Origin of the sequence: Actinoplanes sp. NPDC049681 (genome assembly GCF_044465265.1) — a bacterium.
Taxonomy (GTDB): domain Bacteria; phylum Actinomycetota; class Actinomycetes; order Mycobacteriales; family Micromonosporaceae; genus Actinoplanes.
Map to the genome: position 1 here is coordinate 162,746 of NZ_JBITLP010000001.1, position 22,808 is coordinate 185,553.

The following is a 22,808-nucleotide window of genomic DNA, read 5'->3' on the forward strand; positions in this document are numbered from 1 at the left end:
TGGCCGCCGGGACAGTTGCCACGATCTGTGCCTGGCCGCCGGGACAGTTGCCACGATCTGTGCCTGGCCGCCGGGACAGTTGCCACGATCTGTGCCTGGCCGCCGGGACAGTTGCCACGATCTGTGCCCTGGCTGCGCCGGGACGGCGGCCACGGTCTGCGCTCCGGCCGCGGCCGGGTTGCCGGCGGGTTCGAGGCGTGGGCCGTGGCCGCACATGGTCAGTGGCCGATCAGGGCGTGGGCCGTGGCTTCGCGGAGGAGGGCGGCCCGCCGGTGCCGGTCCACCTCGCCACCGAGGAAGGGGGTGGAGTTCATCAGGCCGAACGCCGAGTGGGCGAGCACCCGAGCCTCGCCGGCATCCAACTCGGGACGCAGCGTCGCGAGCACGGCGACCCACTCCTCGACGTACAGGCGCTGCAGCCGGCGGATCTGCCGGCGCGGCTCGTCGGGCAGCCGGTCCAGCTCGTGGAGGTGCAGCGCGATCACGGCGGGATTGGCGAGGGCGAACTCGACGTGGAAGTCGATCAGGTCGGTGAGGGCGGCGCGCGCGTCCTCGGGGTGACGGGCGACGCACTGCTTGCCGCCGTGCAGCAGACCCTCGCTCACCGGGATGAGGGCGGCCACCAGCATGGCCTCCTTGCCGGCGAAGTGGTGATACAGCGCCGGGCCGGTGACGCCCGCGGCCGAGCCGATGTCATCCATCGACACGCCGTGATATCCCCGGGCGGCGAAGAGCCCGACCGCGATCTCCAGGATCTCGTCCCGGCGCGAGCGCCGACGCGGAGCCGGCGGTCCGGGGCGCTGCTGCTGATCTACCGTCACCTCGCAACTCTAACCCGCTGTCAAGCCCAATACTTAACGGGCGTTCAGGCAATTGTGCGGGGCCTGTGGTCCTCACCATGGCCCTGTCCAGGCACATCGACGTCAGATGTGACCGGGATGACAACACCCGGCAAGCGCCTCGGGGAAGGCGCTCATGACGCCACGTGGAACAGGCGGGTGTGCGGTCCGTCCCCTGACCTGCGCCGTCGCAGCGGCCCGCGACTACAGCGCCCGACCCGCGCCCGCCGCCGAAGTCGACCCGACAGGCTGCTCGAGGCGGGGATCAGGTGCCGAGAGAGGCCGTCTGCCCGAAGCGACGCCGCTCATCGGCCCACCATCGCCGCGACGCCGACGCCGCCAGCACCGCCCCGAGGGTGTTGACCAGTACGTCGTCGACGCTCGACACCCGCCCGATGGCAAGGACCCACTGCAATGCCTCGACCGACGCGGAGGTGGCCACGGCTGCCACGAGGACCCGGCGCAGCGACGCCATCGCCGTGAAGCGCATCGGCAGGAAGAACCCGAAGGCGGCGAGCACGAGTAGATTGCCGCCGAGCTGGGCGACTCCCGTGTCGGCGGTACCGCTCACCCACGACGGGAGGTCGTGCAGCGGTACGAGATCCACGGACCGGGCCGCCTTCTGAGGCGTGAAGAGCATGACCGCCCACGGCAGTGACCCGGCGATCAGCCCCACCTCCGCAGCGGCGTACCGCCGTGAGGTGCTCCGGCACCGCCACCGGTACGCGGCGAAGCTCAGCACCGGCAGGAGAAGGGCGGCCAGCATGATGGTCGTGCCGTGATTCCGCCAGACCGCCCCCACAGCACGGCAATCTAGGCCGTCCGGGCAAGACCGACTCCAGCGCCGCCGGACCTCCCGGCGGGCAGGTAGGTGCCCATCGGTTGTTCGAGCCGCGCCGTCCTGCAAGACGACCACCGCGCCGCTTTCGGCGACCCAACCGTCTTCCCGACACGGCGCCGGCCCGGAGAAGGCCGACGTCCGGTCACACTGCGGGTCGGCTACCAGCAAGCTCGGATCAGGACAGCCCGCCGCGCTCCGAGCCCTTGGCGATGGGCGCCCGAACCAGGTTGCCCCACTCCGTCCACGAGCCGTCGTAGTTCCGGACCTGCGGATAGCCCAGCAGATGATGCAGCACGAACCACGTGTGACTGGACCGTTCGCCGATCCGGCAGTACGCGATGATGTCGTCCCCGGACTCCAGCCCCAGCTCGTCCCGGTAGATCTTGGCCAGCTCGTCCGCCGCCTTGAAGGTGCCGTCCTCGTTCGCCGCCGACTTCCACGGCTTGCTGACGGCGCCCGGGATGTGGCCGCCGCGGAGGGCGCCCTCCTGCGGGTACGCCTCCATGTGGGTGAGCTCGCCCGTGTACTCCTGCGGGGACCGGACGTCGACGAGGGGGCGGCCGCTCGAGATGTGGCCCATGACCTGGTCGCGGAAGGCGCGGATCGAGCTGTCCTCGCGGGCGGGGACCGGGTACGTCGCGTGCGGGCGTACCGTTTTCTCCCGGGTTGTCTCACGGCCCTCAGCCACCCACTTCTGCCGGCCGCCGTCGAGCAGCCGCAGGTCGCGGTGGCCGAAGAGACTGAAGACCCAGAGCGCGTACGCCGCCCACCAGTTGAAGTTGTCGCCGTAGAACACGATCGTGTCGTCGCGGCCGATGCCCTTGGCCTCACACAGCGCCGCGAACGTCGCCGGGTCGAGGTAGTCGCGGGTGAGCTGGTCGTTCAGCTCGGTGTGCCAGTCGACCTTCACGGCGCCCGGGATGTGCCCGGTGTCGTAGAGCAGCACGTCTTCGTCCGACTCGACGACCACGAGGCCGGGGGTCTCGAGGTTGGCGGCCAGCCACTCGGTGGTGACGAGCTTGTCGGGGTGGGCGTACGCCTGCAGTGACGGCGCCGGGTCGTTCGCAACGGACATGGCATTCACGCTATCGCGTCGACGGGGGCGAGCTCGGGGCGCTTCGCCTTGACCTCATCACCGGAAGAGGCACCTGCCAGCCTGCGCCTGATCCAGGGCGCGAGGTGTTGTCCGGCCCAGCGCAGGTCGGCGCCGCGCGCCAGCAGCCAGGGGGTGGGTGCCGGCATCGGCGGCACGAGCAGCCAGTCCTCGTCGACACCGACGCCGAGTGTGTTGAGGACATGTCCCGCGACACGGCGGTGCCCCGCAGCGGACAGGTGCAGGCGGTCGGCGCTCCACAACAGCGGATTGTCGAACGCACGGTCGGCGAAGAGGTCGATCAGGTGGGCACCGTGACGCTCGGCGACCCGCCGGGTGCCGTCGTTGAGGGTGCCCGCGCGCGGGCCGACGATGCGCTGTCCGGGCAGGTGTGCGGTGACGTCCGCGAACCGGAAGAGGATCACGTCGGCGCCGGTGTCGCGGATCCGGCCGATCACCGAGTCGATCTTGTCGACCAGCGACTCGACGTCCACCTTGCGGCGCAGCACGTCGTTGCCGCCGGCCGCGAAGCTGACCAGGCCGGGTCGCATCGCCAGCACCGGCTCGAGCTGTTCGTCGATGACCTGGTCCAGGAGCTTGCCCCGGACGGCGAGGTTCGCGTACCCGAAATCGGGGCCGGCATCGACGGCCAGCCGGGCCGCGACCAGGTCGGCCCACCCGCGATAGGTCCCGTCGGGGTAGCTGTCGTCCATGCCCTCGGTGAAGCTGTCCCCCATCGCCACGAAGCTCTTCCAGGCCATGGCCACCCCCCTGAACATGCGCTCATGTGCTCCGACCCAGCCGAGTTTTGCACTGCCGGGCGGTGATCGGGACGTGACGATGGCGACACTCCAGGGCCGGGCGATAACCGGATGTTTTCGTCGGACCCCCTCCCTAGGCTCACGGTCATGCTGATGCGAATGTCCACGATGCTGCTCAAGACCCTGCGTGAGGAGCCGGCGGACGCAGAGGTGCCGAGCCACCGGCTACTCCTGCGCGCCGGGTACATCCGTCGCGCCGCGCCGGGCGGCTACACGTGGCTCCCGCTCGGCAAGCTGGTGCTCGATCAGGTGAGCCGGGTCATCCGCGAAGAGATGGCCGCGATCGGCGGCCAGGAGGTCTCCTTCCCGGCCCTGCTGCCCCGCGAGGCCTACGACATCAGCGGCCGCTGGACGGAATACGGCGACGACATCTTCACGCTGAAGGACCGCCGAGGCGCAGACCACCTGCTCGCCCCCACGCACGAGGAGATGTTCACGCTGCTCGTGCAGGACATGACGAGCTCCTACCGCGACTTCCCGCTGATCCTCTTCCAGATGCAGACGAAGTTCCGCGACGAGCCGCGTCCCCGAGCGGGCCTGCTGCGCGGGCGCGAGTTCCTCATGAAGGACGCCTACTCCTTCGACCTCTCGGAGGAAGGGCTCATCGAGGCGTACGGGAAACACCGCGCGGCGTACCAGCGCATCTTCGAGCGCCTCGGCCTGGAGCACACCGTCGTGGCCGCCATGTCGGGCGCCATGGGCGGCTCGGCCTCCGAGGAGTTCCTGGCCGTCGCCGACGTCGGCGAGGACACCTTCGTCGGCTGCACGGCATGTGACTACGCGGCGAACACCGAGGCCGTGATCACCGTGGCGCCGGCGGCCGACACCCGCGAGCACGGGCCGCTGACCGTTCACGACACCCCCGAGACGCCGACGATCGCCTCCCTGGTCGACCTGGCCAACGCCCGTGCCCTGGAGGGCCGCACGGACTGGACCGCGGCCGAGACGCTGAAGAACGTCGTGGTCACCGTCCACCACCCCGGCAAGGACGATGAGCTGCTGGTCATCGGTGTGCCCGGCGATCGCGAGGTCGATCTGAAGCGGCTCGACGCCGTACAGAGCCCGGCCAGGGCGACGATGTTCGACGACTTCGCGTCGCGTCCGGACCTGGTCCGCGGCTACATCGGTCCGCAGGGCATCAAGGTGCGCTACCTTGCCGATCCGCGCGTGGCACCCGGCACGGCCTGGCTGACCGGCGCCAACGAGGTGGGCAAGCACGCCACCTCCGTGGTGGCCGGCCGCGACTTCACGCCCGACGGCACGATCGAGGCGGCCGAGGTTCGCGCCGGCGACCCCTGCCCCCGGTGCGGCGACGGCGAGCTCACCATGCGCCGCGGCATCGAGATCGCCCACATCTTCCAGCTCGGCCGCCGCTACACCGACGTGTTCAAGGTCGACGTGCTCGGGACCGACGGCAAGCCCGTACGCCCCACCATGGGTTCCTACGGCATCGGCGTCTCCCGGGCCGTCGCATCCATCGCGGAGCAACACCACGACGAGCGCGGCATCGTCTGGCCCGCCGAGGTGGCCCCGGCAGACGTCCACATCATCGGCGCGGGCAAGGACGGCCAGCTCGAGGCGGCCCTGGCCCTCGCGGCGGAGCTCGAGAAGGCCGGGCTGCGGGTGCTGGTCGACGACCGTCCGCAGCTGTCCGCCGGCGTCAAGTTCACCGACGCCGAGCTGATCGGCATCCCCCGCTGCGTCGTGGTCGGGCGCCGTCTCTCAGAGGGGTACGCCGAACTGCGCGACCGGCGTACGGGTGACCGCCACGACGTACGCCTCACGGAGGTGACCCGTGCGCTTCTGGGGTGAAACCCCGATGGCCCCGCACGGGCACCCGGGGTGTAATCGGTGATACGGCCGGGTACCCGCCAGCAAGACGGGCGGGCAGGAGTGCGGGGAGGTACGGCCATGGCGAGGACGGCAGTGGCGGACGTGATGACCAGAAAGGTCGTCTACCTTCCGGGCGACACCATGCTCGACGAAGCCGCACAAGTCATGCGCGACCAGGGCATCGGCGATGTGGTGGTGACCACCGGCCCGACCATGACCGGCGTAGTGACCGACCGCGACATCGTGGTCCGAGCAATCGCCGAAGGCCTGGCTCCCCACACCACGACCCTCGCGTCGATCGCCTCGCTGGAGCTGATCATGGTGGAGCAGTCCGCCACTGTGGAGGACGCGGTCCAGGCGATGCGCGAACGAGGGGTACGCCGGCTACTGGTATGCGACGCCGATCGGAAGGTGGTCGGGATCGTGAGTCTGAGCGATCTCGCCCTCCTGCCGACTTCGGCGCCGGCCTGACCGGCCTCATACGCCCTGTCTCCGAGCTCCCTGCGTCACCACGGCGTCCGGATAGTCGCGGCGGTCGCGGCGCTGCCCTCCCTTCCGATTCGGCACGCCCTCCCCCAAGCCGCCGCCTGCCCCGCTATCGCGCCCCCGGTGTAGCGGGAACCGGCGGGAGTGGTCATCGACGACGTAGTGTCGCCACTGTGAGCGACATTCCCCCGAAGCTGGCCGAGATCGTCGACGAGTTCGCCTCCGCACCCCGTGAAGTCGTGCTGGAGATGCTGCTGGAGTTTGCCGACGCCGTACCGCCGCTGCCCGAGGAGCTCAAGGGGCACGAGGGAATGGAGCAGGTGCCCGAGTGCCAAACGCAGTTCTTCCTGCGCGCCGAGGTACAGAGCGACCACACGGTGAAGACCTGGTTCGACTGCCCGCTCGAGGCGCCCACCACGCGTGCCTTCGCCGGGATCCTGTCGGAAGGGCTCGAGGGCGCGACGGCGCAGGAGATCGTCGCCGTACCGGACGATCTGTACAGCCGGATGGGGCTGGCAACAGCGATCAGCCCCCTGCGCATCCGGGGCGGTACCGCCATCCTCGCCCGGCTCAAGCGCCAGATCCGCGAGCAGGAGGACACCCGCGCATGAACATCGAAGTGTGGTCCGACGTGATCTGCCCGTGGTGCTACATCGGCAAGCACCGGCTGGAGGCGGCGCTGCAGGGTTTTACGGGCGACGTGACGCTGACGTTCCGCGCGTACCAACTCGATCCTTCGCCGGTCCCCCAGCCGCTACCGATCAAGCGGGCCTTGGCGGCGAAGTTCGGCGGCGCGCAGCAGGCCGAGCAGATGTTCGCCCACGTCAGCGCCGTAGCCGCCGGCGACGGGCTGACCTTGGACTTCGACCGCGCGGTGCTGGCGAACACCTTCGACGCGCATCGGTTGATCGCCTGGGCGGCGGGCCAGGACCTGCAGCTGATGATGATCGAGACGCTGCAGCGAGCCCATTTCGCCGAGGGCGTCGACATCGGTTCCCGGGCCGCCCTGGCCAGGCTCGCCGGGTCAGTCGGACTGGATGAGCAGGCAGCCCTGGCGTACCTCGAGTCCTCGGCCGGCACCGACGCGGTGAACGCCGATCTGGCGGAGGCCCGAGAGCTCGGCATCACGAGCGTCCCCACCTTCGTCATCGACCGGAAGTACGCGGTTCAGGGCGCCCAGGAAACTTCGGTCCTTCGATCGGCACTGGAAGAGATCGCCCGCCGCGAGGCCGTCGACGCTGCTCAATGATGTTCCACGTGAAACGAAATCCGGCCACACATACGGCGGCGACCTCGAACAGCCCATGCGACCGGAGGCCGGCTCAGTTGTCGCGCCGGACTGAACGGGTCTCTCACGGCGCTACCGGCAGCTCCCTGCGCATGGCGATCCGCTCAACCGGATCAAGACCGTGCCGCGCCTCCAAGGCCATCAACCGAGCCAGCTCAGGCCCCAGCTCCTCTTCCGCGAGCTCCACGAACCCCAACCGCGTGTAGTACGGCCCGTTCCACGGCACACCCCGGAAAGTCGTCAACGTCAACGCGGCCATACCCCGACCGGCCGCCCACCGGCCGACACAATCAATGAGTTCGCGACCCAGCCCTCGCCGCCCGTAAGCGGGATCAACGCTGACCTGCTCGATATGAGCAAGCCCGTCGACCACCTCCACCAGCACGAAAGCAACCGGCGCCCCAGCGTCGTCAACAACGACCCAACTCCGCTCGCCATGGACGAACCGAGCGAGCACCGCAGCCGGCGGCACAGGATGAGCAGCGATGTCAGGCATCCCCACGTCGCGGAAGAGCGCCCCAGCGCGAACCTCGATCGCCCGGATGACCTCAAGGTCATCGACCCGCGTCGCCCGAATCTCCACGAGCGAAGCGAACCAGTCGGTCACAGACCTGTCCAGCCGCGCGCCGCCAACCGGGACCCGCTATCCAGCGGCGCCGCCGCCATGCCAGCTGAAAAGCCGAGCCACGCACCACCGACAACCGTGCGCCTCCGCTCACCGGAGCCAGCCCCATACAGCGGCACCGCGCACAGCGGCGATGCGGAAACTCGGTCAGCGGCAGCACCAGACCGAACGGAAGCCCCTCCAACCGCCGGGCCAGCAGGAAGCCCCTACAACCGCCGGGCCAGCAGGAAGCCCCACCGCCCGCCAGACCAGCAGGAAGCCCCACCGCCCGCCAGACCAGCAGGAAGCCCCACCCGCGCGCCGAACCAGCAGGAAGCCCCACCCGCGCGCCGAACCAGCAGGAAGCCCCACCCGCGCGCCGAACCAGCAGGAAAGGCCCCGCCGCCGACCGGGCCAGCTGGGAGCCGCACCCGCCCGCCAGGGTCAGCCATCACCCACGCACCACCCCCAGCGGACCGCCCGATGGTCGAGGTCGTCGGCGGCCGCCTGCAGCCGCTCCTCGGCCAGCGCGGTGCCACCCTGTCATCTGCCGTGCATTGCCCCGAGGCGGGGATGAGAGTGGCGGTGCCGCGCCGAGGCCCCATGTCTCCGAACGCCGCAAGCCATCCAGACACGCCAGTCCTTGAGCTGGAAAGGCGCGCACCCGGCCACCCATCCAACCGGCTGGCCGCCCACCCTGCTAAATCTCCCGAGCCAGCCCCTCAATCACCTCGGCCCCAGGAAGCGCCCCCAACGCCGGCCCCGCGATAGCGATCTTGCTGTGACGCACCCCCGACCCGACGATCACGTGCGGCGCAGCCACCACTCGCGCATCGACCAGCACCGGCCAGTCCTTCGGAAGCCCGATCGGGGTGATGCCCCCGTATTCCATGCCCGTCAGCCGGACCGCATCCTCGGTCGGCGCGAAGCTGGCCTTGCGAACGTCGAGCTGCCGCCGCACGGTCCCGTTGACGTCCGCGCGAGTGGTTGCCAGCACCACGCAGGCTGCGTACCGCGTCACTCCCTCCCTCTTGCCGGCCACGATCACGCAGTTGGCCGACTCGGCGAGCTCCACGTCGTACGCCTCGCAGAAGGCCGCGGTGTCCGCCAGCTCCGCATTGATCGGCGCGACGAGCACCTGGTCGCCGTCGATGGGCGCCTCGGCCGGCCACACCTCGAGCGCCGCGGCGACGGGAGCGGCGAGCAGGTCGAGCCGGGAGATCGCGGGTTCGAGCTTCAGGGTTCCGATCACGTTCGTCATCCTGCCCCGATTACCCCGGCCTAACCAGCCGGGTCACCCACCCCGAAAGCGGGGGTGCGACGCAGCCCGACATGGAGGCCGACCGGACGAGCAACTTGCGGTTATCCCCAAGGAGGGGGCCAAGCAGGCAAGCAGGCAAGCAGGCAAGCAGGCAAGCAGGCAAGCAGGCAAGCAGGCAAGCAGGCAAGCAGGCAAGCAGGCAAGCAGGCAAGCAGGCAACGATCATGAAACCACCGAGCCGCTCAGGCATCCCGCGATCTTGCCGACTATCAGGAGATGTGAGGGAGAGACGCGGCGCGAGGGTCGGAACCGTCAGCGGCCTGGCCCTGCTCACAGGCGGAACGGCGGTCGCCGCGGTCGCTCACGGCACCTCCTCGATCTTCCCCACGATCATGCTCGGCCTGCTGACGGCCGGCCTCGGCCACGCCCTTGCCACCGAAATCCAGCGCCAGGCACGCCGCGGCACCACCGGCTGGGCCGCCCAGGACACGATCAACACCGCCCTCCTCACGGCCTGGACCGCCGGCGCGCTGATCATGACCCTTCTGCCCGAAACCCCACTTCCGGTCCGGGCCGTCGGGCTCCTTCTCACTGTCGGGTACGTCCTCAGCACCGCCTACTTCGTCACGGAACGCCGCCGCGCCCTGGTCCGCCACCCTGCCTCCCCGAAGGCAGACGTCGATCACCACATGGCGGCCGCCGACGGCTCCCCGGATCACGGGCAGGCAGACAGCCCTGAGCCCGCCCAGCAAGCCGAGGCTCCCGCGATCCACGCGACCCCTGCCACGGAACCCGTCACCGAGCCGGCGCCGGTCGAACCCGTCAACTGAGGCGCCGCTCCGTCACTCGAGCCGCAAAGCGACGATCATCGGCGGGATCGGCACCAGCCCGTCGTCTCCCGGCACCACGTCCGGCACCGGTACCCAGTCGAGCCCGATCGGCTCCGGCCCGGTCACATGCGGCCCCAGCTGCGGCTCGTCGTCGCCGACGGTGCACGCGAAGACCGACGTCATCCCCGATGGATAGGGCATGTCATGCAGGTACCGCGCCTCCTTGACGACCAGCCCGACCTCCTCCAGCACCTCACGGCGTACCGCATCCTCCGCCGTCTCGCCGGGGTCGATCCCGCCCCCGGGCAGCGTCCACCACTCCCGGCCCCCGTCGCGCCGGCTCCGCTCGTGCACCATCAACACCCGGCCGTCCCGGATGATGACGGCAGCAGCTCGTCTCCGTCCACTCACGAGTGAAGGCTACTCACGACGACGCCACCGCCACGCAAGCGGACGGGCACGCAAGCGCGAACGATCACCGCGCCCGGTTTTGTCGGACCCTCGCCGTACGGTCTCCCCATGACTGGAAATCGCACCCAGCCGCCGCTGACGTCCCCGCCTTCGGCAAGCACGAGACCACCGAATGGTGGGCTGCGACCAGGTCTTTTACGACGTCCGATCCGGCCGCCCACCGAGCCGCTCAGGCGGCTCATGCCGCTCAAATCGGTGGTCGCACGGCCCGCGCTCTCCTAGGTTGGCGGAATGCGCTATCGCTCTTCCGACGAGGACAGCGCCCGCTGGGACGGATTCCCGTTCCGCGAGGGCGACATCATCATCAGCACAAGATCGAAGAGCGGCACGACGTGGATGCAGATGATCTGCGCCCTGCTCGTGTTCCGAAGTCCCGATCTACCGGCCCCGCTGTCGGACCTCTCCCCCTGGCTCGACTGGCTCGTAGTTCCGCGCGACGAGGTGTTCGCCCGCCTCGAGGCTCAGGAGCATCGCCGCTTCATCAAGACCCACACCCCGCTCGACGGCCTTCCGCTGGACCCGCGAGCCACGTACGTCGTGGTGGCACGGCACCCCCTCGACATGGCGGTCTCGCTCTTCCACCACGTCGACAACCTCGACCGGCAGCGAATGGCCGAGCTCCTCGGCACCCCGGCCCCTACGGAAACCAGCTCCCCACCGCGCCCGATCCACGACTCGTTGGTCGCCTGGATCAACCGTGACGTCGCACCGGCGGACGCCATGGACTCCCTGCCGGGCGTGATGTGGCACCTCACCGACGCCTGGCGCCGCCGTCAGGACCCGAACGTCGTCCTGGTCCACTACGCCGACCTGGTGAACAACCTGTCCGGCGAGATGCGCCGGCTCGCCGCCAGACTCGGCATCGGCGTACCTGAAGAGCAGTGGCCGCTCCTGACGGACGCGGCGGGCTTCACCCAGATGCGCGCCCGCGCGGCCCAACTGGCGCCCGACCCGGTCGGCATCCTGAAGGACGGCAACGCCTTCTTCCACCGCGGCAGCTCCGGAGCGGGCCGCGAACTACTGACGGAGGAGGAGCTGACCCAGTACGAGAAGCGGGCGGCCGAACTCGCACCGGACGACCTCCTGACCTGGCTGCACCGCTGAGCCCCAGTTCCGCGCGCCACCTGTCCCTCGTGGGCCGCCCGCATCGCCGGCGCGCTACAGCGCTACGCGCGAGACGGCGCAGGCACGACCGGGGGCCCCGCACCCACGGCGCGTGCGGGCCGAAGGACCGCCGGGACACTCAGACCGTCCGCAGGACCCGCTCGAAGACTTCGGGCCGCATCGGGCGGGCGCGATCCTGGCGGCTCTGGGCGAAAGCCGCCAGCACCTGACGGCGCTCGCCTTCGGTCAGGACCCCGGCGAACGGGGAGTTCGCTCTCAGTTCGATGGCGTACTCGGCGGACGAAGTCAGCGCCTCCAGCACCGCCTCGACGCCCTCGTCGAGGACGGCGTCCCACCGGTCCAGCCATTCCCAGGCCCGGCCCTCCGGGTGCGTTCGCCGCAACCGCCGCAGATTGATCTGGGCGGCCGCCACGAGGGCCCGGGGGTCCCGCACCAATTTGCCGGCGATGGCCCGGTGGAGCCACAGGATCCTCAACTGTTCCCGGCTCATCGCCGGCCGCATCAGGGCCTCGACGTCGCAACGTCGCATTCGACGCTGGCCGTTGATCGTCACGTACGGCAGCAGACCTCGAAGACAAAGGTCCACGACGTGCGCCCGTGACGACCGCAGCAGGACTGCTGCTTCACCGGTCGTCACCCACCCTCGCGCGCGCATCGTCACACGTGGATGTCTACTCCGACCGCAGCCCGGATGCAACAACCGAACGGTTATTGGCTCTTTCACCTCGGATACACCGGGGGCCTGTGGGCGAGAGGTCTTGATGGTCCAGACCGAAGGGATCCCTCCCCCTCCAGCAGAACCGGCGTGAGCGAAGAGTGCGAGATGCTCCCGCGGGGCCAGCAGGCATGCGACGAGCGGCCGCTAGGGAGAGGCAAGGTCGGTACCGCAGCCGCCAAGGCGGCCTGTCCGGCGACTGCAGCACATCTGGGAAGTGCAGCACGTCCGGCGCGTGCAACAGGTCCGGCATGCAACACGTCCGGCGCGTGCAGCTCGTCAGTGCGAGACCCGGACAACAGCGGCGCCGTGCAACCCCGGCGCCAAGCGGCAGCGGCGACACAGGCGGAAAGGCAGCGGTCAGTGGGTGGCCCCGAGAAACTGCCTCACGGTGCAAAGCTAGATGACAGCGGGGCGCCGAACCCCGAAGCAGGGCCACACCTCAGCACGACCCAGGACGACACCCGGTCGAGCGAGGACCATCGACAGCCGCCTGCCGGAGAAGCGACGCTCAGCCGGCGACAGACAGTCCCGGCGGCGAAGCTCGGCCAGAGATAGGCACCTCTCGGCTCCGCCGCTCAACCGGCGCCAAGAAGCCCGTGCACAGCCTCGATTACTTGCGCTGACGCACGGCGTAGATCAGCAGGCCGCCTACGACGACGACCACGGAGATGGCGCACAGCAGCGCCAAGATGTGCCATGGCTTGAGGGCTCCCATCCGCGGGACCCTAGCAAGCGGCGGATCTTGAAGCCAGCCGCGGGGAGATCGAGTGGAGCCCAGGGGACTTGAACCCCTAACCCCCGCCTTGCAAAGGCGGTGCTCTGCCAGTTGAGCTAGGGCCCCCGGAACTGCAGGGCTCAGCGCAGGTCGGGCGCCGTGGTGGCCTCGTGCCAGAGGGCGCGCTCGTCGCTGGAGGCCTTGACCCGCTTGACCACCAGGGCGGCCGCGCCGACGATGCCGGCGACGATCAGGAGCTTCTTCAGCATGGCCGGGTCCCCTTTGATCTGCGGCGGGAGGACGTGCATGGTGGGGCTAGCTGGAATCGAACCAGCGACCTCAGAGTTATCAGCTCTGCGCTCTAACCGACTGAGCTATAGCCCCGTGACAGCGACACGAAGGTTACCGTACCCGGCTGCGGTCACCCAAATCGGGGGCCGCTCGCCACGCCGCGCCAATCCAGCCGCCGAAGCGGGAACGTCGGGCGAGAACCGCCGCACCGGTCCAGCGGCCAAAACCCGAGCCGGTGGCTGCAGACCACCGACCTGTCGGGCAGGCAGACAGCCGGAGAAGGCCGGAGAGCAGACCCCACGGCGGCCATCGGCCCCGGCGAGGTCCCGGATGACGGCATCACCCCGGACCACAAAGCCGAACGGCAAGCCGCCCCGAGGGGCAGCTTGCCGTCGGCTAATACGTCAGTCCCGCTCGGCGAGCGTCAGCTCGACGCCACCCACGAGATCCGCACACACGTTGTAGATGAACGCACCCAGCGTGGCCAGCGCGGTAAAGAGCACCACGTTCACCGCGCCGATCAGCATCGACGTGCCGATGACTCCCCAGGCCGTGATGCGGAAGCCCGAGTTGGTCGAGCCCGTGCCGCCGCTGGCGTTCACGAGGCTCTGGAGGCTGGTGTTCACCTCTTTCCACACGCCCATGGCGTCGAGGGCCAGGTAGAGCACCGAGGTGGCCACGACCACGACGATGAACAGGACCACGGAGACGGCGAAGGCGAACTTCATGACGGACCAGGGGTCGATCCGCTTGAGGTTCAGGCGGGCCCGGCGGGGGCCACGAGCGGCCGCCGAGGAGACCGTCGAGCGCGCCGACCGTACGGCCTCGGACACCCGGGCGGCGCCCACCGCTGCCGCACCGCTCGCGGCTGCACCGCCGGACGGGGGCTTCGGGGCCGTGCCGGGCCGCTGCGGGACCGTGCCGGGCTTCGTCGGCGGCGGGGTGACCGTCGTACGACCCGCCTGGGCCGAGGGCGCCGGAGCGGCCGCGGCCTTGCCCTTGGTGACGATCGGCACAGTGGCCGAGCCCTTCGCCACCGCGGGGCCGCCCGGTCGTTTGCCGTCGGACTGGCCGTCGCTGTCGGCACCCGGCTCACCGGGCGGCGGGGGCATGCCCGGCGCGCGGGTGAACTTCGGCGGGGACGGGGCTTCCGCGGGGACCGCCGCGCGGCCAGCGGCTTCGCGCCCGTTCGATGCGGCGCCGTCCTTCTTCGGCTCCGCATCGACGGGAGTCGACGAGGCCCCCGGCCCTCCCGACTTCGCCTGTGTCTCCGGCATCAACTAGTCCTGTTCGTCAGGCTCGTCGGCATTACGAGCAAGCGCCACGATGGTTACACCTTCTGGGAGGTCCATGAGCTTGACCCCCATTGTGTTCCGATCCCGCGTGCGCCGTACAGGCTTCACGGGAGTCCGGATGACACCACCATTGCTGGTGATGGCAAACAGTTCATCCTCCGGGCTGATCACGAGCGCTCCGACCAGGCCACCACGACGCTCCGTGATCTTCGCGGTCAGGACGCCCTTACCGCCCCGCCCCTGCACGGGGTACTCCTCGATCGGCGTCCGCTTGGCATACCCGCCGTTGGTGGCGACCAAAACGTCCATGCCCTCCTGGACCACCTCCATCGCGAGCAGCTCGTCGGAGTCGCCGAAGCGCATGCCGATCACGCCGGAGGTCGCCCGTCCCATCGGCCGCAGCGCCTCGTCGGTCGCGTTGAACCGGATGGCCTGGGCCTTCTTCGACACCAGGAGCAGGTCGTTCTCCGGCGCTGCCAGCGTGGCGCCCACCAACTCGTCATCCTCCCGCAGGTTGATGGCGATGATGCCACCGCTGCGGTTGGAGTCAAACTCGGCGAGGCGGGTCTTCTTCACGAGGCCATTCTTGGTGGCGAGCACAAGGTACGGCGCGACCTCGTAGTTCGGGATCTGGATGACCTGCGCGATGTGCTCGTCCGGCTGGAAGGCGAGCAGGTTGGCGACGTGCTGGCCCTTCGCGACCCGGTTGGCCTCGGGCAGCTCGTACGCCTTGGCGCGGTAGACGCGGCCCTTGTTCGTGAAGAACAGGATCCACGAGTGCGTCGAGATGACGAAGAAGTGGCTGACGATGTCGTCCTGACGCAGGGATGCGCCGCTCACGCCCTTGCCGCCGCGCTTCTGCGAGCGGTACAGGTCGACCTTCGTGCGCTTCGCGTACCCGGTGCGTGTGATGGTCACCACAACGTCCTCGCGCGCGATGAGGTCCTCCATCGAGACCTCGCCGTCGAACGGGATGATCTGGGTGCGCCGGTCGTCACCGAAGCGGCTGACGATCTCGGCCAGCTCCTCGGAGACGATCGCCCGCTGCCGCTCCGGCTTGGCGAGGATGTCCTTGAGGTCGGCGATCTCGATCTCGATGCTGGCCAGCTCGTCGATGATCTTCTGCCGCTCGAGGGCCGCGAGGCGCCGCAGCTGCATGTCCAGGATCGCCTGGGACTGCACCTGGTCGATGTCGAGCAGCTGGATCAGGCCCTGGCGGGCGTCCTCGACCGTCGGCGAGCGCCGGATCAGGGCGATGACCTCGTCGAGCGCGTCGAGGGCCTTGACCAGGCCGCGCAGGATGTGCGCGCGCTCCTCGGCCTTGCGCAGGCGGTATGCCGTCCGCCGGCGGATGACCTCGATCTGGTGCTCGACGTAGTAGCGGATGAACTGCGCCAGGTTCAGCGTGCGGGGCACGCCGTCGACCAGCGCCAGCATGTTGGCGCCGAACGTCTCCTGCAGCTGGGTGTGCTTGTAGAGGTTGTTCAGCACGACCTTCGCGACCGCGTCGCGCTTCAGGACCAGGATCAACCGCATTCCGGTACGCCCGGACGACTCGTCCCGGATGTCCGCGATGCCGGTGAGCTTGCCCTCCTTGACCAGCTCGGCGACGCGCTCGGCGAGGTTGTCGGGGTTCACCTGGTACGGCAGCTCGGTGACCACGAGGCAGGGCCGGCCGCGCTGGTCCTCCTCGACCTCCACGACGGCGCGCATGCGGATCGAGCCACGACCGGTGCGGTAGGCGTCCTGAATCGCCGACTGGCCGACGATCAGGCCCTTGGTCGGGAAGTCGGGACCCTTGACGATCTCCAGCAGCGCGTCGAGCGTGGTGGCCTCGTCGGTCTCCGGGTTGTCCAGGCACCACTGCACGGCCGCGGCGATCTCGCGCAGATTGTGCGGCGGGATCTTGGTGGCCATGCCGACCGCGATGCCCTCGGAGCCGTTGACGAGCAGGTTGGGGAACCGCGCCGGCAGGATCGTGGGCTCCTTGGCCCGGCCGTCGTAGTTGTCCTGCATGTCGACGGTGTCCTCGTCGATGTCCCGCAGCATCTCCATGGCGAGCGGCGAGAGCTTCGACTCGGTGTACCGCATGGCGGCCGGCGGGTCGTTGCCCGGGGAGCCGAAGTTGCCGTTGCCGTCGATCAGCGGGTAGCGCAGCGACCACGGCTGGCCCATCCGGACCAGGGCGTCGTAGATCGAGGAGTCACCGTGCGGGTGGTAGTTGCCCATGACGTCGCCGACGACGCGCGCGCACTTGACGTAGCCGCGGTCGGGACGGAAGCCGGCGTCGTACATCGCGTAGAGGATCTTGCGGTGCACCGGCTTGAGGCCGTCGCGCACGTCGGGCAGGGCGCGGCCGACGATCACGCTCATCGCGTAGTCGAGGTACGACCGCTGCATCTCGACCTCGAGGCCGACCGGCTCGACGCGCTGGCCCACGCCGCCGCCGCCGGTGTCGTCCTGCGGCTCCTCGGCGGGGATCTCGGGAGTATCCGTCACAGTTAACCCTTACTTACGGTCGAACCCGACAAACGGGCCCGAGCTACGCATTTCGCTGTGGATAACGCTGTGGAAAGCAGTGGAACGCTGTGCATAACCCGAGGTGAGCGGTGCCGTGGGGCACCGCTCACCGGCGGATCAGATGTCCAGGAAGCGCACGTCCTTGGCGTTGCGCTGGATGAACGAACGGCGGGCCTCGACGTCCTCGCCCATGAGGACGCTGAACAGCTCGTCCGCCGTGGCGGCGTCGTCGAGGGTCACCTGGCGCAGCGTGCGGGTGGCCGGGTCCATCGTCGTGTCCCACAGCTCGCGGAAGTTCATCTCGCCGAGACCCTTGAACCGCTGGATGTCGTCGGGCTTGGCGTTCGGTTTCTTCTGCTGGCGCAGCGCGATCAGGCCGTCACGCTCACGGTCGGAGTACGCGTACTGCGCGTCGTCGCCGCGCTTGTTCCACTTGATCTTGTAGAGCGGCGGGGCGGCGAGGTAGACGTGGCCCTGCTCGACCAGCGGCCGCATGAAGCGGAACAGCAGGGTCAGCAGCAGCGTCTGGATGTGCTGCCCGTCGACGTCGGCGTCCGCCATCAGCACGATCTTGTGGTAGCGCAGCTTGGCGATGTCGAAGTCGTCGTGGATGCCGGTGCCCAGCGCCGTGATCAGCGCCTGGACCTCGTTGTTCTTCAGCACCCGGTCGATCCGGGCCTTCTCCACGTTGAGGATCTTGCCGCGGATCGGGAGGATCGCCTGGATCTGGCTGTCGCGCCCCTGCTTGGCGGAGCCGCCGGCCGAGTCGCCCTCGACGATGAACAGCTCCGAGACCCGCGGGTCGGTCGACTGGCAGTCGGCCAGCTTGCCCGGCATGGAGCCGGACTCCAGCAGCGACTTGCGCCGCGCCAGCTTGCGCGCCTGCTGCGCGGCGATACGCGCGCGAGCCGCCTGGGAAGCCTTGGTGATGATCGTCTTGGCCTCGGCCGGGTTCCGGTCGAACCAGTCGGCGATCCGCTCGTTGGCGATCTTCTGCACGAAGCTCTTCATGTCGGTGTTGCCGAGCTTCGTCTTGGTCTGGCCCTCGAACTGCGGGTTCGCCAGCTTCACCGAGATGATCGCGGCGAGGCCCTCGCGGATGTCCTCGCCGGAGAGCTTCTCGTCGCTCTTGAGGAACTTCTTCTCGACGCCGTACCGGTTGACGATGCCGGTCAGCGCGGCGCGGAAGCCCTCCTCGTGCGTGCCGCCCTCGTGGGTGTTGATCGTGTTGGCGAAGGTGTAGACCGACTCGCCGTACGACTCGTTCCACTGCATGGCGATCTCGAGGGCCATGCCCTCCTCGTTCGCCTCCGCGTCGAACTCGATCACGGACTTGTGGATGGGGTTCTTGGTGTGGTTCAGGTGGCGCACGAAGTCGGCGATGCCGTTCTCGTACATGAAGGTGACGCGGCGGGGCTTGCCCTCTTCGTCGACCTGGTCGGGCCGCTCGTCGACGAGGTTGATGGTCAGGCCCTTGTTGAGGAACGCCATCTCCTGCAGCCGGCGGTAGATCGTCTGGAAGTCGAACTCGACGGTCTCGAAGATCGTCGGGTCCGGCCAGAACTGGACGGTGGACCCGGTGGTGTCGGTCGCCTCGCCCTTCTCCAGCGGGCTCGGCTTGGAGGCCGTGTACTTCTGCCGGTAGACGTTGCCGGACTTGTGGATCTCCACGGCCATCCGGGTCGAGAGGGCGTTCACCACGGAGACACCGACGCCGTGCAGACCACCGGAGACCGCGTACGCCTTGCCGTCGAACTTGCCGCCCGCGTGCAGGACGGTCAGCGCGACCTCGACGCCCGGCTTCTTCAGCTTGGGGTGCAGGTCGACGGGGAAGCCTCGGCCGTTGTCGGTGACGGAGACGCCACCGTCCGCCAGCAGGAGGACGTCGATGGTGTCGCAGTGACCCGCGAGCGCCTCGTCCACCGCGTTGTCCACAACCTCCCAGACCAGGTGGTGCAGACCGCGCTCACCGGTCGAACCGATGTACATACCGGGACGCTTGCGGACCGCCTCGAGGCCTTCGAGCACGGTGATGGACTCGGCACCGTATTCCTGCTTCTTCTCTGCCACCCTCGGCCACTTTCTCGCACCGGTCCCGCGGAGGGCCCGGTCACGGGGTTGGCGAGCGACCGGCGGGCAGCCGGCGAGCAGGGCGGACCACAGACGAGCGAGCCGCGGAGATGAGGCGGACCACCGGTGGAGCCGAGCGCGCCGGTCGCCGCGGTCGTCCCGCGGATCGTGATCGGCTGGAAAAAACGCGTAGCGTGACAAGAGCCCGCCGCCGGACGGAGTTGGTCAAGCGGAGTTCATCACGTGTCGCACTTTCCCGGTCTCCGTCGATTCTACTCCGTCCGAGCGAGTAATCGGGGGTCCGGCACCCTCGTACGGGCACCTCAGATTGCCGTAGCGCCCCGGAGGGCCGTTCCCACGGGTCCCCCTACACGGAATGAGCCCCCACCGCAACGGTGCACCGTCCGGCGGCCGGTCCCTGAGGCGCGCCTGCACCGGCCCGGCGCCACGCGCTGCGACACTGCCTCACACCGGTGGGCGAGAGTGTCGTAACCTCGCCCGCGCGGGCCGCAGCGTGGCCGGACGGCCCGCACCCGGGCGGTAGCGATATCCACCGGGCGGTCGGCAGCCGGCGTCGAGGAGAGGTGGGAGCCCCATGGCGCACGACAAGGGGCTGGACAACGTCGCCGTGCACTGGCCACGGACGAACCGGTTCTACGACCCGGTCGCGCCCGCGGAATTCGTCGACTTCGGCGCCGTCGCCGACGCGCCGGACATTGCCGCGCCCACCGGAGCCCTCGCGCTGCACATCGCCAAGACGGGAACGGTACGCGCAACCGCATACACCGAGCTCGTGGACCTGCTGCTGGGGCTGGAAGGGGTCCTCTACGCCACGGACGCCGCGGCCGAGGACGAGGACCCGGTCATCGACCCGGACGGCTGCGCGTGGATCGCGGGCGGGCTGGAACGGTTCGTCGAGGGCCACCAGCCGTACGGCGACCTGGTCACCTTCGACAGCGTGGCCGAGGTCATGCGGGCAGCGGTCACGGCGGGGCGGCTCGCCGAGCAGCAGCTGCGGTGGCTGGACCAGCGGTTGGCGGCTCTGCGCGACGAGGCGGGCAACGCACCGCACTGGAGCTTCGCGCGTACCGAATTAGCGATTCTGGCGGGTTTCTATCGCCGCTGCGCCGACCGAGGTTATGCCGTCTTCGCGGACTACTAGCCGTAGGTGTCGCGGGGGCCGCGGCCCTGCACGCGGCGTGGCCCGCGGTTCCACGACGGTGCCGCCGGGCCGTGGATGTTCAGCCTGGTCACGACGTTGTGGCCCACCTCTTTGGCGATGTTGCGCAGCAGCGTCGCGGCGAGCAGCCGCAGCTGGGTGGCCCAGGCCGTCGACTCCGCCTCGACGGTCAGCACGCCGCCCTCGAGCTTGACCGGATTGCTGTGCTTGGCGATGTCCGGCCCGACGACCTTCTCCCACGCGCCGAAGACCGTCGCCTCCGCGGCCGGCTTCTGCCAGCCGCGCTGCTTCATGATCCGCTCGAGGACCGCGCCGAAGAGCTGCGGATCCCGGGGGTCCGGGCCCGGACCGGAATAGCCGCGCAGGCGTTTGCCATCGCTTTCGAAGCTTCCGGTACGGCGGGGACGTGCCTGCTGGGCGGCGCGACGCTTCGCCAAGGCGGCATCGAGCACCGCACGAGCCAGCTGCGGACCCGTCTGCTCGGGCCCTGAGGCGGCCGCTGCACCTTTTTCGGCGGGTTCCTCAGGCACGGGTCACCGTTCCAGGTCCGACGTCGTAGCGGGCCCCTTGCAGGGCCGCCGGGACATCCTCCGCCACCGCGCAGGTCACCAGCAACTGGGCGGCGTCCGAGACCAGGGCCGCGAGGCGCTCGCGACGGCCCGCGTCGAGCTCGGCGAACACGTCGTCGAGGATCAGGACCGGTTCGATGCCGTCGGTGCGGAGCAGGTCGTACGCCGCCAGCCGCAGCGCCAGCGCGAACGACCAGGACTCGCCGTGGCTCGCGTACCCCTTGGCCGGGAGATCTCCCAACGCCAGCGTGAGGTCGTCGCGATGCGGGCCGACCAGGGTGACCCCGCGCTCGGTCTCCGCCTGACGGCGGTCGGCGAGGGACCCGAGCAGCGCCTGTTCCAGCGCCGGGCGGTCCGGTGCCAGGCCGTCGCCGAGGCGTGACGCGTACGCGATGGAAGCGGACGACCGGCCGGCGGCGACCGCGTCGTAAGCCTTCGTCAGATGCGGTGCGAGGGCCGCGACCAGCTCCATCCGACCGGCCAGCAGCTCGGCGCCATGATGGGCGAGGTGCTGGTCCCACACCGCCAGCGTCGACAGATCCTGCCCGCGGTTGCCGCCGACCTTGCGAGTCAGGTACGCCGTACGCAGAAGAGCGTTTCGTTGTTTGACCACGCGGTCGTAGTCGGCGCGCACCCCGGCGTAGCGCGGCTGCCGGGCGACGAGCAGGTCATCGAGGTAACGGCGGCGCTCCGACGGGTCGCCGCGGACGAGTTCCAGATCCTCCGGCGCGAAGAGCACCATGCGCAGGGCGCCGAGGATCTCGCGGGACCGGCGTACGGGTGACCTGTTGAGCCGGGCCCGGTTCGCCTTGCCGGGCACGATCTCCAGCTCGACCAGCAACTCACGTCCATCGTGGACGATCGCGCACCGGATGACCGCCGACGTCGCGCCGGCGCGGACCAGCGGGGCATCGGTGGCTACCCGGTGACTGTCCAGAGTGGCCACATACCCGAGGGCCTCGACCAGGTTGGTCTTGCCCATGCCGTTCTGGCCGACCAGCACCGCGACGCCCGGGTCGAGGTCGACCGCCACTCGCTCGTACGAGCGGAAATCGGTCAGCTCGACCCGGCGCACGTGCATGGATCAGCGCTTGACGGCGTGGCCGCCGAACTGGTTGCGCAGCGCGGCGACGGCCTTCATGGCCGGCGAGTCCTCCTGGCGGGAGGCGAAGCGCGCGAAGAGCGACGCGGCGATGACGTTGGCCGGCACGGCGAGGCGAACGGCCTCGTCGACGGTCCAGCGACCCTCGCCGGTGTCCTCGGCGTAGCCCTTCAGATTGGCCAGCTCCGGGTCCTCGTCGAGCGCGCGGTCCAGCAGGTCGAGCAGCCAGGACTTGACGACCGAGCCCTCGCGCCAGCTCTTGATGACCTCGGGGACGTTCTCGACGAGCTCGGAGGCCTTGAGGATCTCGTAGCCCTCCGCGTACGCGTGCATGAGGCCGTACTCGATGCCGTTGTGGACCATCTTCGAGTAGTGGCCGGCGCCGTGCGAACCGGCGTGCGCGAAGCCGAACTGGCCGGCCGGCTTGAGCGCGTCGAAGATCGGCTGGCAGTGCGCCACGATCTCGGCGTCGCCGCCGACCATCAGGGCGTACCCGTTGGTGTTGCCCCAGATGCCGCCGGAGACGCCGACGTCGAGGTAGTGGATGCCCTTGGCCTTGAGCCGCTCGGCGCGGGGCGCGTCGTCGGTGAACTTCGAGTTCCCGCCGTCGATGATGATGTCGCCCTCGGAGAGCAGCTCGGCGAGCTCGTCGATGGTGTTCTCGGTGATCTGGCCGGCCGGCACCATGGTCCAGACCACCCGCGGGGCAGCCAGCTTCTCGACCAGCTCGGCGAGGCTGGCGACGTCGGTGGTCTCCTTGTGGTGGTCGTAGCCGACGACCTCCTGGCCGGCGGCGCGCAGGCGGTCGCGCATGTTGCCGCCCATCCGGCCCAGTCCGATAAGGCCGAGCTGCATG

The 22,808-nt window shown here is 69.5% G+C and carries 22 protein-coding genes and 2 tRNA genes; 7 read left to right on the forward strand and 17 right to left on the reverse strand.

Going from position 1 to position 22,808, the window contains the following annotated elements:
• Positions 1 to 218 precede the first annotated feature (218 nt).
• The 4 genes from ACIBO8_RS00780 to ACIBO8_RS00795 all read right to left on the reverse strand — a co-directional run bounded on the left by ACIBO8_RS00780 (position 219) and on the right by ACIBO8_RS00795 (position 3,534).
• Positions 219 to 821: a TetR/AcrR family transcriptional regulator gene (locus tag ACIBO8_RS00780; protein ID WP_396113002.1), complete on the reverse strand. Its 603-nt coding sequence runs from the start codon at positions 819 to 821 to the stop codon at positions 219 to 221.
• Positions 822 to 1,104: 283 nt separating this feature from the next.
• Positions 1,105 to 1,641: a VanZ family protein gene (locus ACIBO8_RS00785; protein WP_396113003.1), complete on the reverse strand. Its 537-nt coding sequence runs from the start codon at positions 1,639 to 1,641 to the stop codon at positions 1,105 to 1,107.
• 214 nt (positions 1,642 to 1,855) lie between these two features.
• On the reverse strand, positions 1,856 to 2,755 hold the full coding sequence (locus ACIBO8_RS00790; protein ID WP_396113004.1) for a sulfurtransferase: 900 nt from the start codon (positions 2,753 to 2,755) through the stop codon (positions 1,856 to 1,858).
• 5 nt (positions 2,756 to 2,760) lie between these two features.
• Positions 2,761 to 3,534: an SGNH/GDSL hydrolase family protein gene (locus tag ACIBO8_RS00795; RefSeq protein WP_396113845.1), complete on the reverse strand. Its 774-nt coding sequence runs from the start codon at positions 3,532 to 3,534 to the stop codon at positions 2,761 to 2,763.
• A 147-nt stretch (positions 3,535 to 3,681) separates the two neighbouring features.
• Between ACIBO8_RS00795 and ACIBO8_RS00800 the strand changes: the two genes are divergently transcribed.
• The 4 genes from ACIBO8_RS00800 (at position 3,682) to ACIBO8_RS00815 (ending at position 7,162) form a co-directional block, all read left to right on the forward strand.
• A complete protein-coding gene (locus ACIBO8_RS00800) occupies positions 3,682 to 5,406 on the forward strand; it encodes a proline--tRNA ligase (RefSeq protein WP_396113005.1) in 1,725 nt (574 codons plus the stop codon).
• A gap of 99 nt (positions 5,407 to 5,505) precedes the next feature.
• Entirely contained in the window at positions 5,506 to 5,898 is a 393-nt protein-coding gene (locus tag ACIBO8_RS00805; protein WP_396113006.1) for a CBS domain-containing protein, read from the forward strand.
• A 188-nt stretch (positions 5,899 to 6,086) separates the two neighbouring features.
• The gene (locus ACIBO8_RS00810; RefSeq protein WP_396113007.1) at positions 6,087 to 6,524 is read left to right on the forward strand and encodes a SufE family protein; all 438 of its coding nucleotides are present in this window, start codon (positions 6,087 to 6,089) and stop codon (positions 6,522 to 6,524) included.
• Positions 6,521 to 7,162, forward strand: a complete 642-nt coding sequence (locus ACIBO8_RS00815) for a DsbA family protein (protein ID WP_396113008.1) — start codon at positions 6,521 to 6,523, stop codon at positions 7,160 to 7,162. Before ACIBO8_RS00810 ends, ACIBO8_RS00815 begins: the two co-directional genes overlap by 4 nt.
• A 103-nt stretch (positions 7,163 to 7,265) precedes the next feature.
• Here the strand turns inward: ACIBO8_RS00815 and ACIBO8_RS00820 are convergent, their stop codons facing one another.
• Positions 7,266 to 7,808, reverse strand: coding sequence for a GNAT family N-acetyltransferase (locus tag ACIBO8_RS00820; RefSeq protein WP_396113009.1), 543 nt, complete (start codon positions 7,806 to 7,808; stop codon positions 7,266 to 7,268).
• A 697-nt stretch (positions 7,809 to 8,505) separates the two neighbouring features.
• Positions 8,506 to 9,066: a YbaK/EbsC family protein gene (locus ACIBO8_RS00825; protein WP_396113010.1), complete on the reverse strand. Its 561-nt coding sequence runs from the start codon at positions 9,064 to 9,066 to the stop codon at positions 8,506 to 8,508.
• Positions 9,067 to 9,344: 278 nt separating this feature from the next.
• On the opposite strand from ACIBO8_RS00825, the gene ACIBO8_RS00830 reads away from it, so the two are divergent.
• On the forward strand, positions 9,345 to 9,896 hold the full coding sequence (locus ACIBO8_RS00830) for a hypothetical protein (protein ID WP_396113011.1): 552 nt from the start codon (positions 9,345 to 9,347) through the stop codon (positions 9,894 to 9,896).
• A gap of 12 nt (positions 9,897 to 9,908) precedes the next feature.
• On the opposite strand, the gene ACIBO8_RS00835 is transcribed toward ACIBO8_RS00830, so the two are convergent.
• Positions 9,909 to 10,307, reverse strand: a complete 399-nt coding sequence (locus ACIBO8_RS00835; protein WP_396113012.1) for an NUDIX domain-containing protein — start codon at positions 10,305 to 10,307, stop codon at positions 9,909 to 9,911.
• Positions 10,308 to 10,598: 291 nt separating this feature from the next.
• On the opposite strand from ACIBO8_RS00835, the gene ACIBO8_RS00840 reads away from it, so the two are divergent.
• The gene (locus ACIBO8_RS00840; RefSeq protein ID WP_396113013.1) at positions 10,599 to 11,471 is read left to right on the forward strand and encodes a sulfotransferase domain-containing protein; all 873 of its coding nucleotides are present in this window, start codon (positions 10,599 to 10,601) and stop codon (positions 11,469 to 11,471) included.
• A 139-nt stretch (positions 11,472 to 11,610) separates the two neighbouring features.
• On the opposite strand, the gene ACIBO8_RS00845 is transcribed toward ACIBO8_RS00840, so the two are convergent.
• From ACIBO8_RS00845 to gyrB, 7 genes are all read right to left on the reverse strand, one after another.
• Positions 11,611 to 12,129 carry a helix-turn-helix domain-containing protein gene (locus tag ACIBO8_RS00845; RefSeq protein WP_396113014.1) on the reverse strand — a complete coding sequence of 173 codons (519 nt, stop codon included), beginning with the start codon at positions 12,127 to 12,129 and terminating at the stop codon, positions 11,611 to 11,613.
• Between the two features lie 849 nt (positions 12,130 to 12,978).
• A tRNA-Ala gene (locus ACIBO8_RS00850) sits at positions 12,979 to 13,051 on the reverse strand.
• Positions 13,052 to 13,065: 14 nt separating this feature from the next.
• Positions 13,066 to 13,194, reverse strand: a complete 129-nt coding sequence (locus ACIBO8_RS00855) for a DLW-39 family protein (RefSeq protein WP_211277715.1) — start codon at positions 13,192 to 13,194, stop codon at positions 13,066 to 13,068.
• Positions 13,195 to 13,232: 38 nt separating this feature from the next.
• Positions 13,233 to 13,309 (reverse strand) — tRNA-Ile (locus ACIBO8_RS00860).
• 311 nt (positions 13,310 to 13,620) lie between these two features.
• The gene (locus ACIBO8_RS00865; RefSeq protein WP_396113015.1) at positions 13,621 to 14,493 is read right to left on the reverse strand and encodes a DUF3566 domain-containing protein; all 873 of its coding nucleotides are present in this window, start codon (positions 14,491 to 14,493) and stop codon (positions 13,621 to 13,623) included.
• A gap of 3 nt (positions 14,494 to 14,496) precedes the next feature.
• Complete coding sequence (gene gyrA, locus ACIBO8_RS00870; RefSeq protein ID WP_396113016.1) at positions 14,497 to 17,010, reverse strand: DNA gyrase subunit A; 2,514 nt, start codon at positions 17,008 to 17,010, stop codon at positions 14,497 to 14,499.
• Between the two features lie 138 nt (positions 17,011 to 17,148).
• Entirely contained in the window at positions 17,149 to 19,101 is a 1,953-nt protein-coding gene (gene gyrB / locus ACIBO8_RS00875) for a DNA topoisomerase (ATP-hydrolyzing) subunit B (RefSeq protein WP_396113017.1), read from the reverse strand.
• A gap of 595 nt (positions 19,102 to 19,696) precedes the next feature.
• Between gyrB and ACIBO8_RS00880 the strand changes: the two genes are divergently transcribed.
• Positions 19,697 to 20,263 carry a hypothetical protein gene (locus ACIBO8_RS00880; protein ID WP_396113018.1) on the forward strand — a complete coding sequence of 189 codons (567 nt, stop codon included), beginning with the start codon at positions 19,697 to 19,699 and terminating at the stop codon, positions 20,261 to 20,263.
• On the opposite strand, the gene ACIBO8_RS00885 is transcribed toward ACIBO8_RS00880, so the two are convergent.
• From ACIBO8_RS00885 to gnd, 3 genes are read right to left on the reverse strand one after another with little or no spacing between them, the layout of a single operon-like run.
• A complete protein-coding gene (locus ACIBO8_RS00885; protein WP_396113019.1) occupies positions 20,260 to 20,811 on the reverse strand; it encodes a DciA family protein in 552 nt (183 codons plus the stop codon). The two genes, ACIBO8_RS00880 and ACIBO8_RS00885, sit on opposite strands and share 4 nt — an antisense overlap.
• Entirely contained in the window at positions 20,804 to 21,931 is a 1,128-nt protein-coding gene (gene recF / locus ACIBO8_RS00890) for a DNA replication/repair protein RecF (protein WP_396113020.1), read from the reverse strand. Before recF ends, ACIBO8_RS00885 begins: the two co-directional genes overlap by 8 nt.
• Positions 21,932 to 21,934: 3 nt before the next feature.
• The gene (gene gnd, locus ACIBO8_RS00895) at positions 21,935 to 22,807 is read right to left on the reverse strand and encodes a phosphogluconate dehydrogenase (NAD(+)-dependent, decarboxylating) (RefSeq protein ID WP_396113021.1); all 873 of its coding nucleotides are present in this window, start codon (positions 22,805 to 22,807) and stop codon (positions 21,935 to 21,937) included.
• Position 22,808: the final 1 nt, after the last annotated feature.

What these genes read in the sequence shown, in the direction of transcription:
- ACIBO8_RS00790 (WP_396113004.1), bottom strand. Translation starts at nt 2,755, where the DNA reads ATGTCCGTTGCGAACGACCCGGCGCCGTCACTGCAGGCGTACGCCCAC.
- ACIBO8_RS00795 (WP_396113845.1), bottom strand. Translation starts at nt 3,534, where the DNA reads ATGGCCTGGAAGAGCTTCGTGGCGATGGGGGACAGCTTCACCGAGGGC.
- ACIBO8_RS00800 (WP_396113005.1), top strand. Translation starts at nt 3,682, where the DNA reads ATGCTGATGCGAATGTCCACGATGCTGCTCAAGACCCTGCGTGAGGAG.
- ACIBO8_RS00805 (WP_396113006.1), top strand. Translation starts at nt 5,506, where the DNA reads ATGGCGAGGACGGCAGTGGCGGACGTGATGACCAGAAAGGTCGTCTAC.
- ACIBO8_RS00815 (WP_396113008.1), top strand. Translation starts at nt 6,521, where the DNA reads ATGAACATCGAAGTGTGGTCCGACGTGATCTGCCCGTGGTGCTACATC.
- ACIBO8_RS00825 (WP_396113010.1), bottom strand. Translation starts at nt 9,066, where the DNA reads ATGACGAACGTGATCGGAACCCTGAAGCTCGAACCCGCGATCTCCCGG.
- ACIBO8_RS00840 (WP_396113013.1), top strand. Translation starts at nt 10,599, where the DNA reads ATGCGCTATCGCTCTTCCGACGAGGACAGCGCCCGCTGGGACGGATTC.
- ACIBO8_RS00855 (WP_211277715.1), bottom strand. Translation starts at nt 13,194, where the DNA reads ATGCTGAAGAAGCTCCTGATCGTCGCCGGCATCGTCGGCGCGGCCGCC.
- ACIBO8_RS00865 (WP_396113015.1), bottom strand. Translation starts at nt 14,493, where the DNA reads ATGCCGGAGACACAGGCGAAGTCGGGAGGGCCGGGGGCCTCGTCGACT.
- ACIBO8_RS00880 (WP_396113018.1), top strand. Translation starts at nt 19,697, where the DNA reads ATGGCGCACGACAAGGGGCTGGACAACGTCGCCGTGCACTGGCCACGG.
- recF (WP_396113020.1), bottom strand. Translation starts at nt 21,931, where the DNA reads ATGCACGTGCGCCGGGTCGAGCTGACCGATTTCCGCTCGTACGAGCGA.
- gnd (WP_396113021.1), bottom strand. Translation starts at nt 22,807, where the DNA reads ATGCAGCTCGGCCTTATCGGACTGGGCCGGATGGGCGGCAACATGCGC.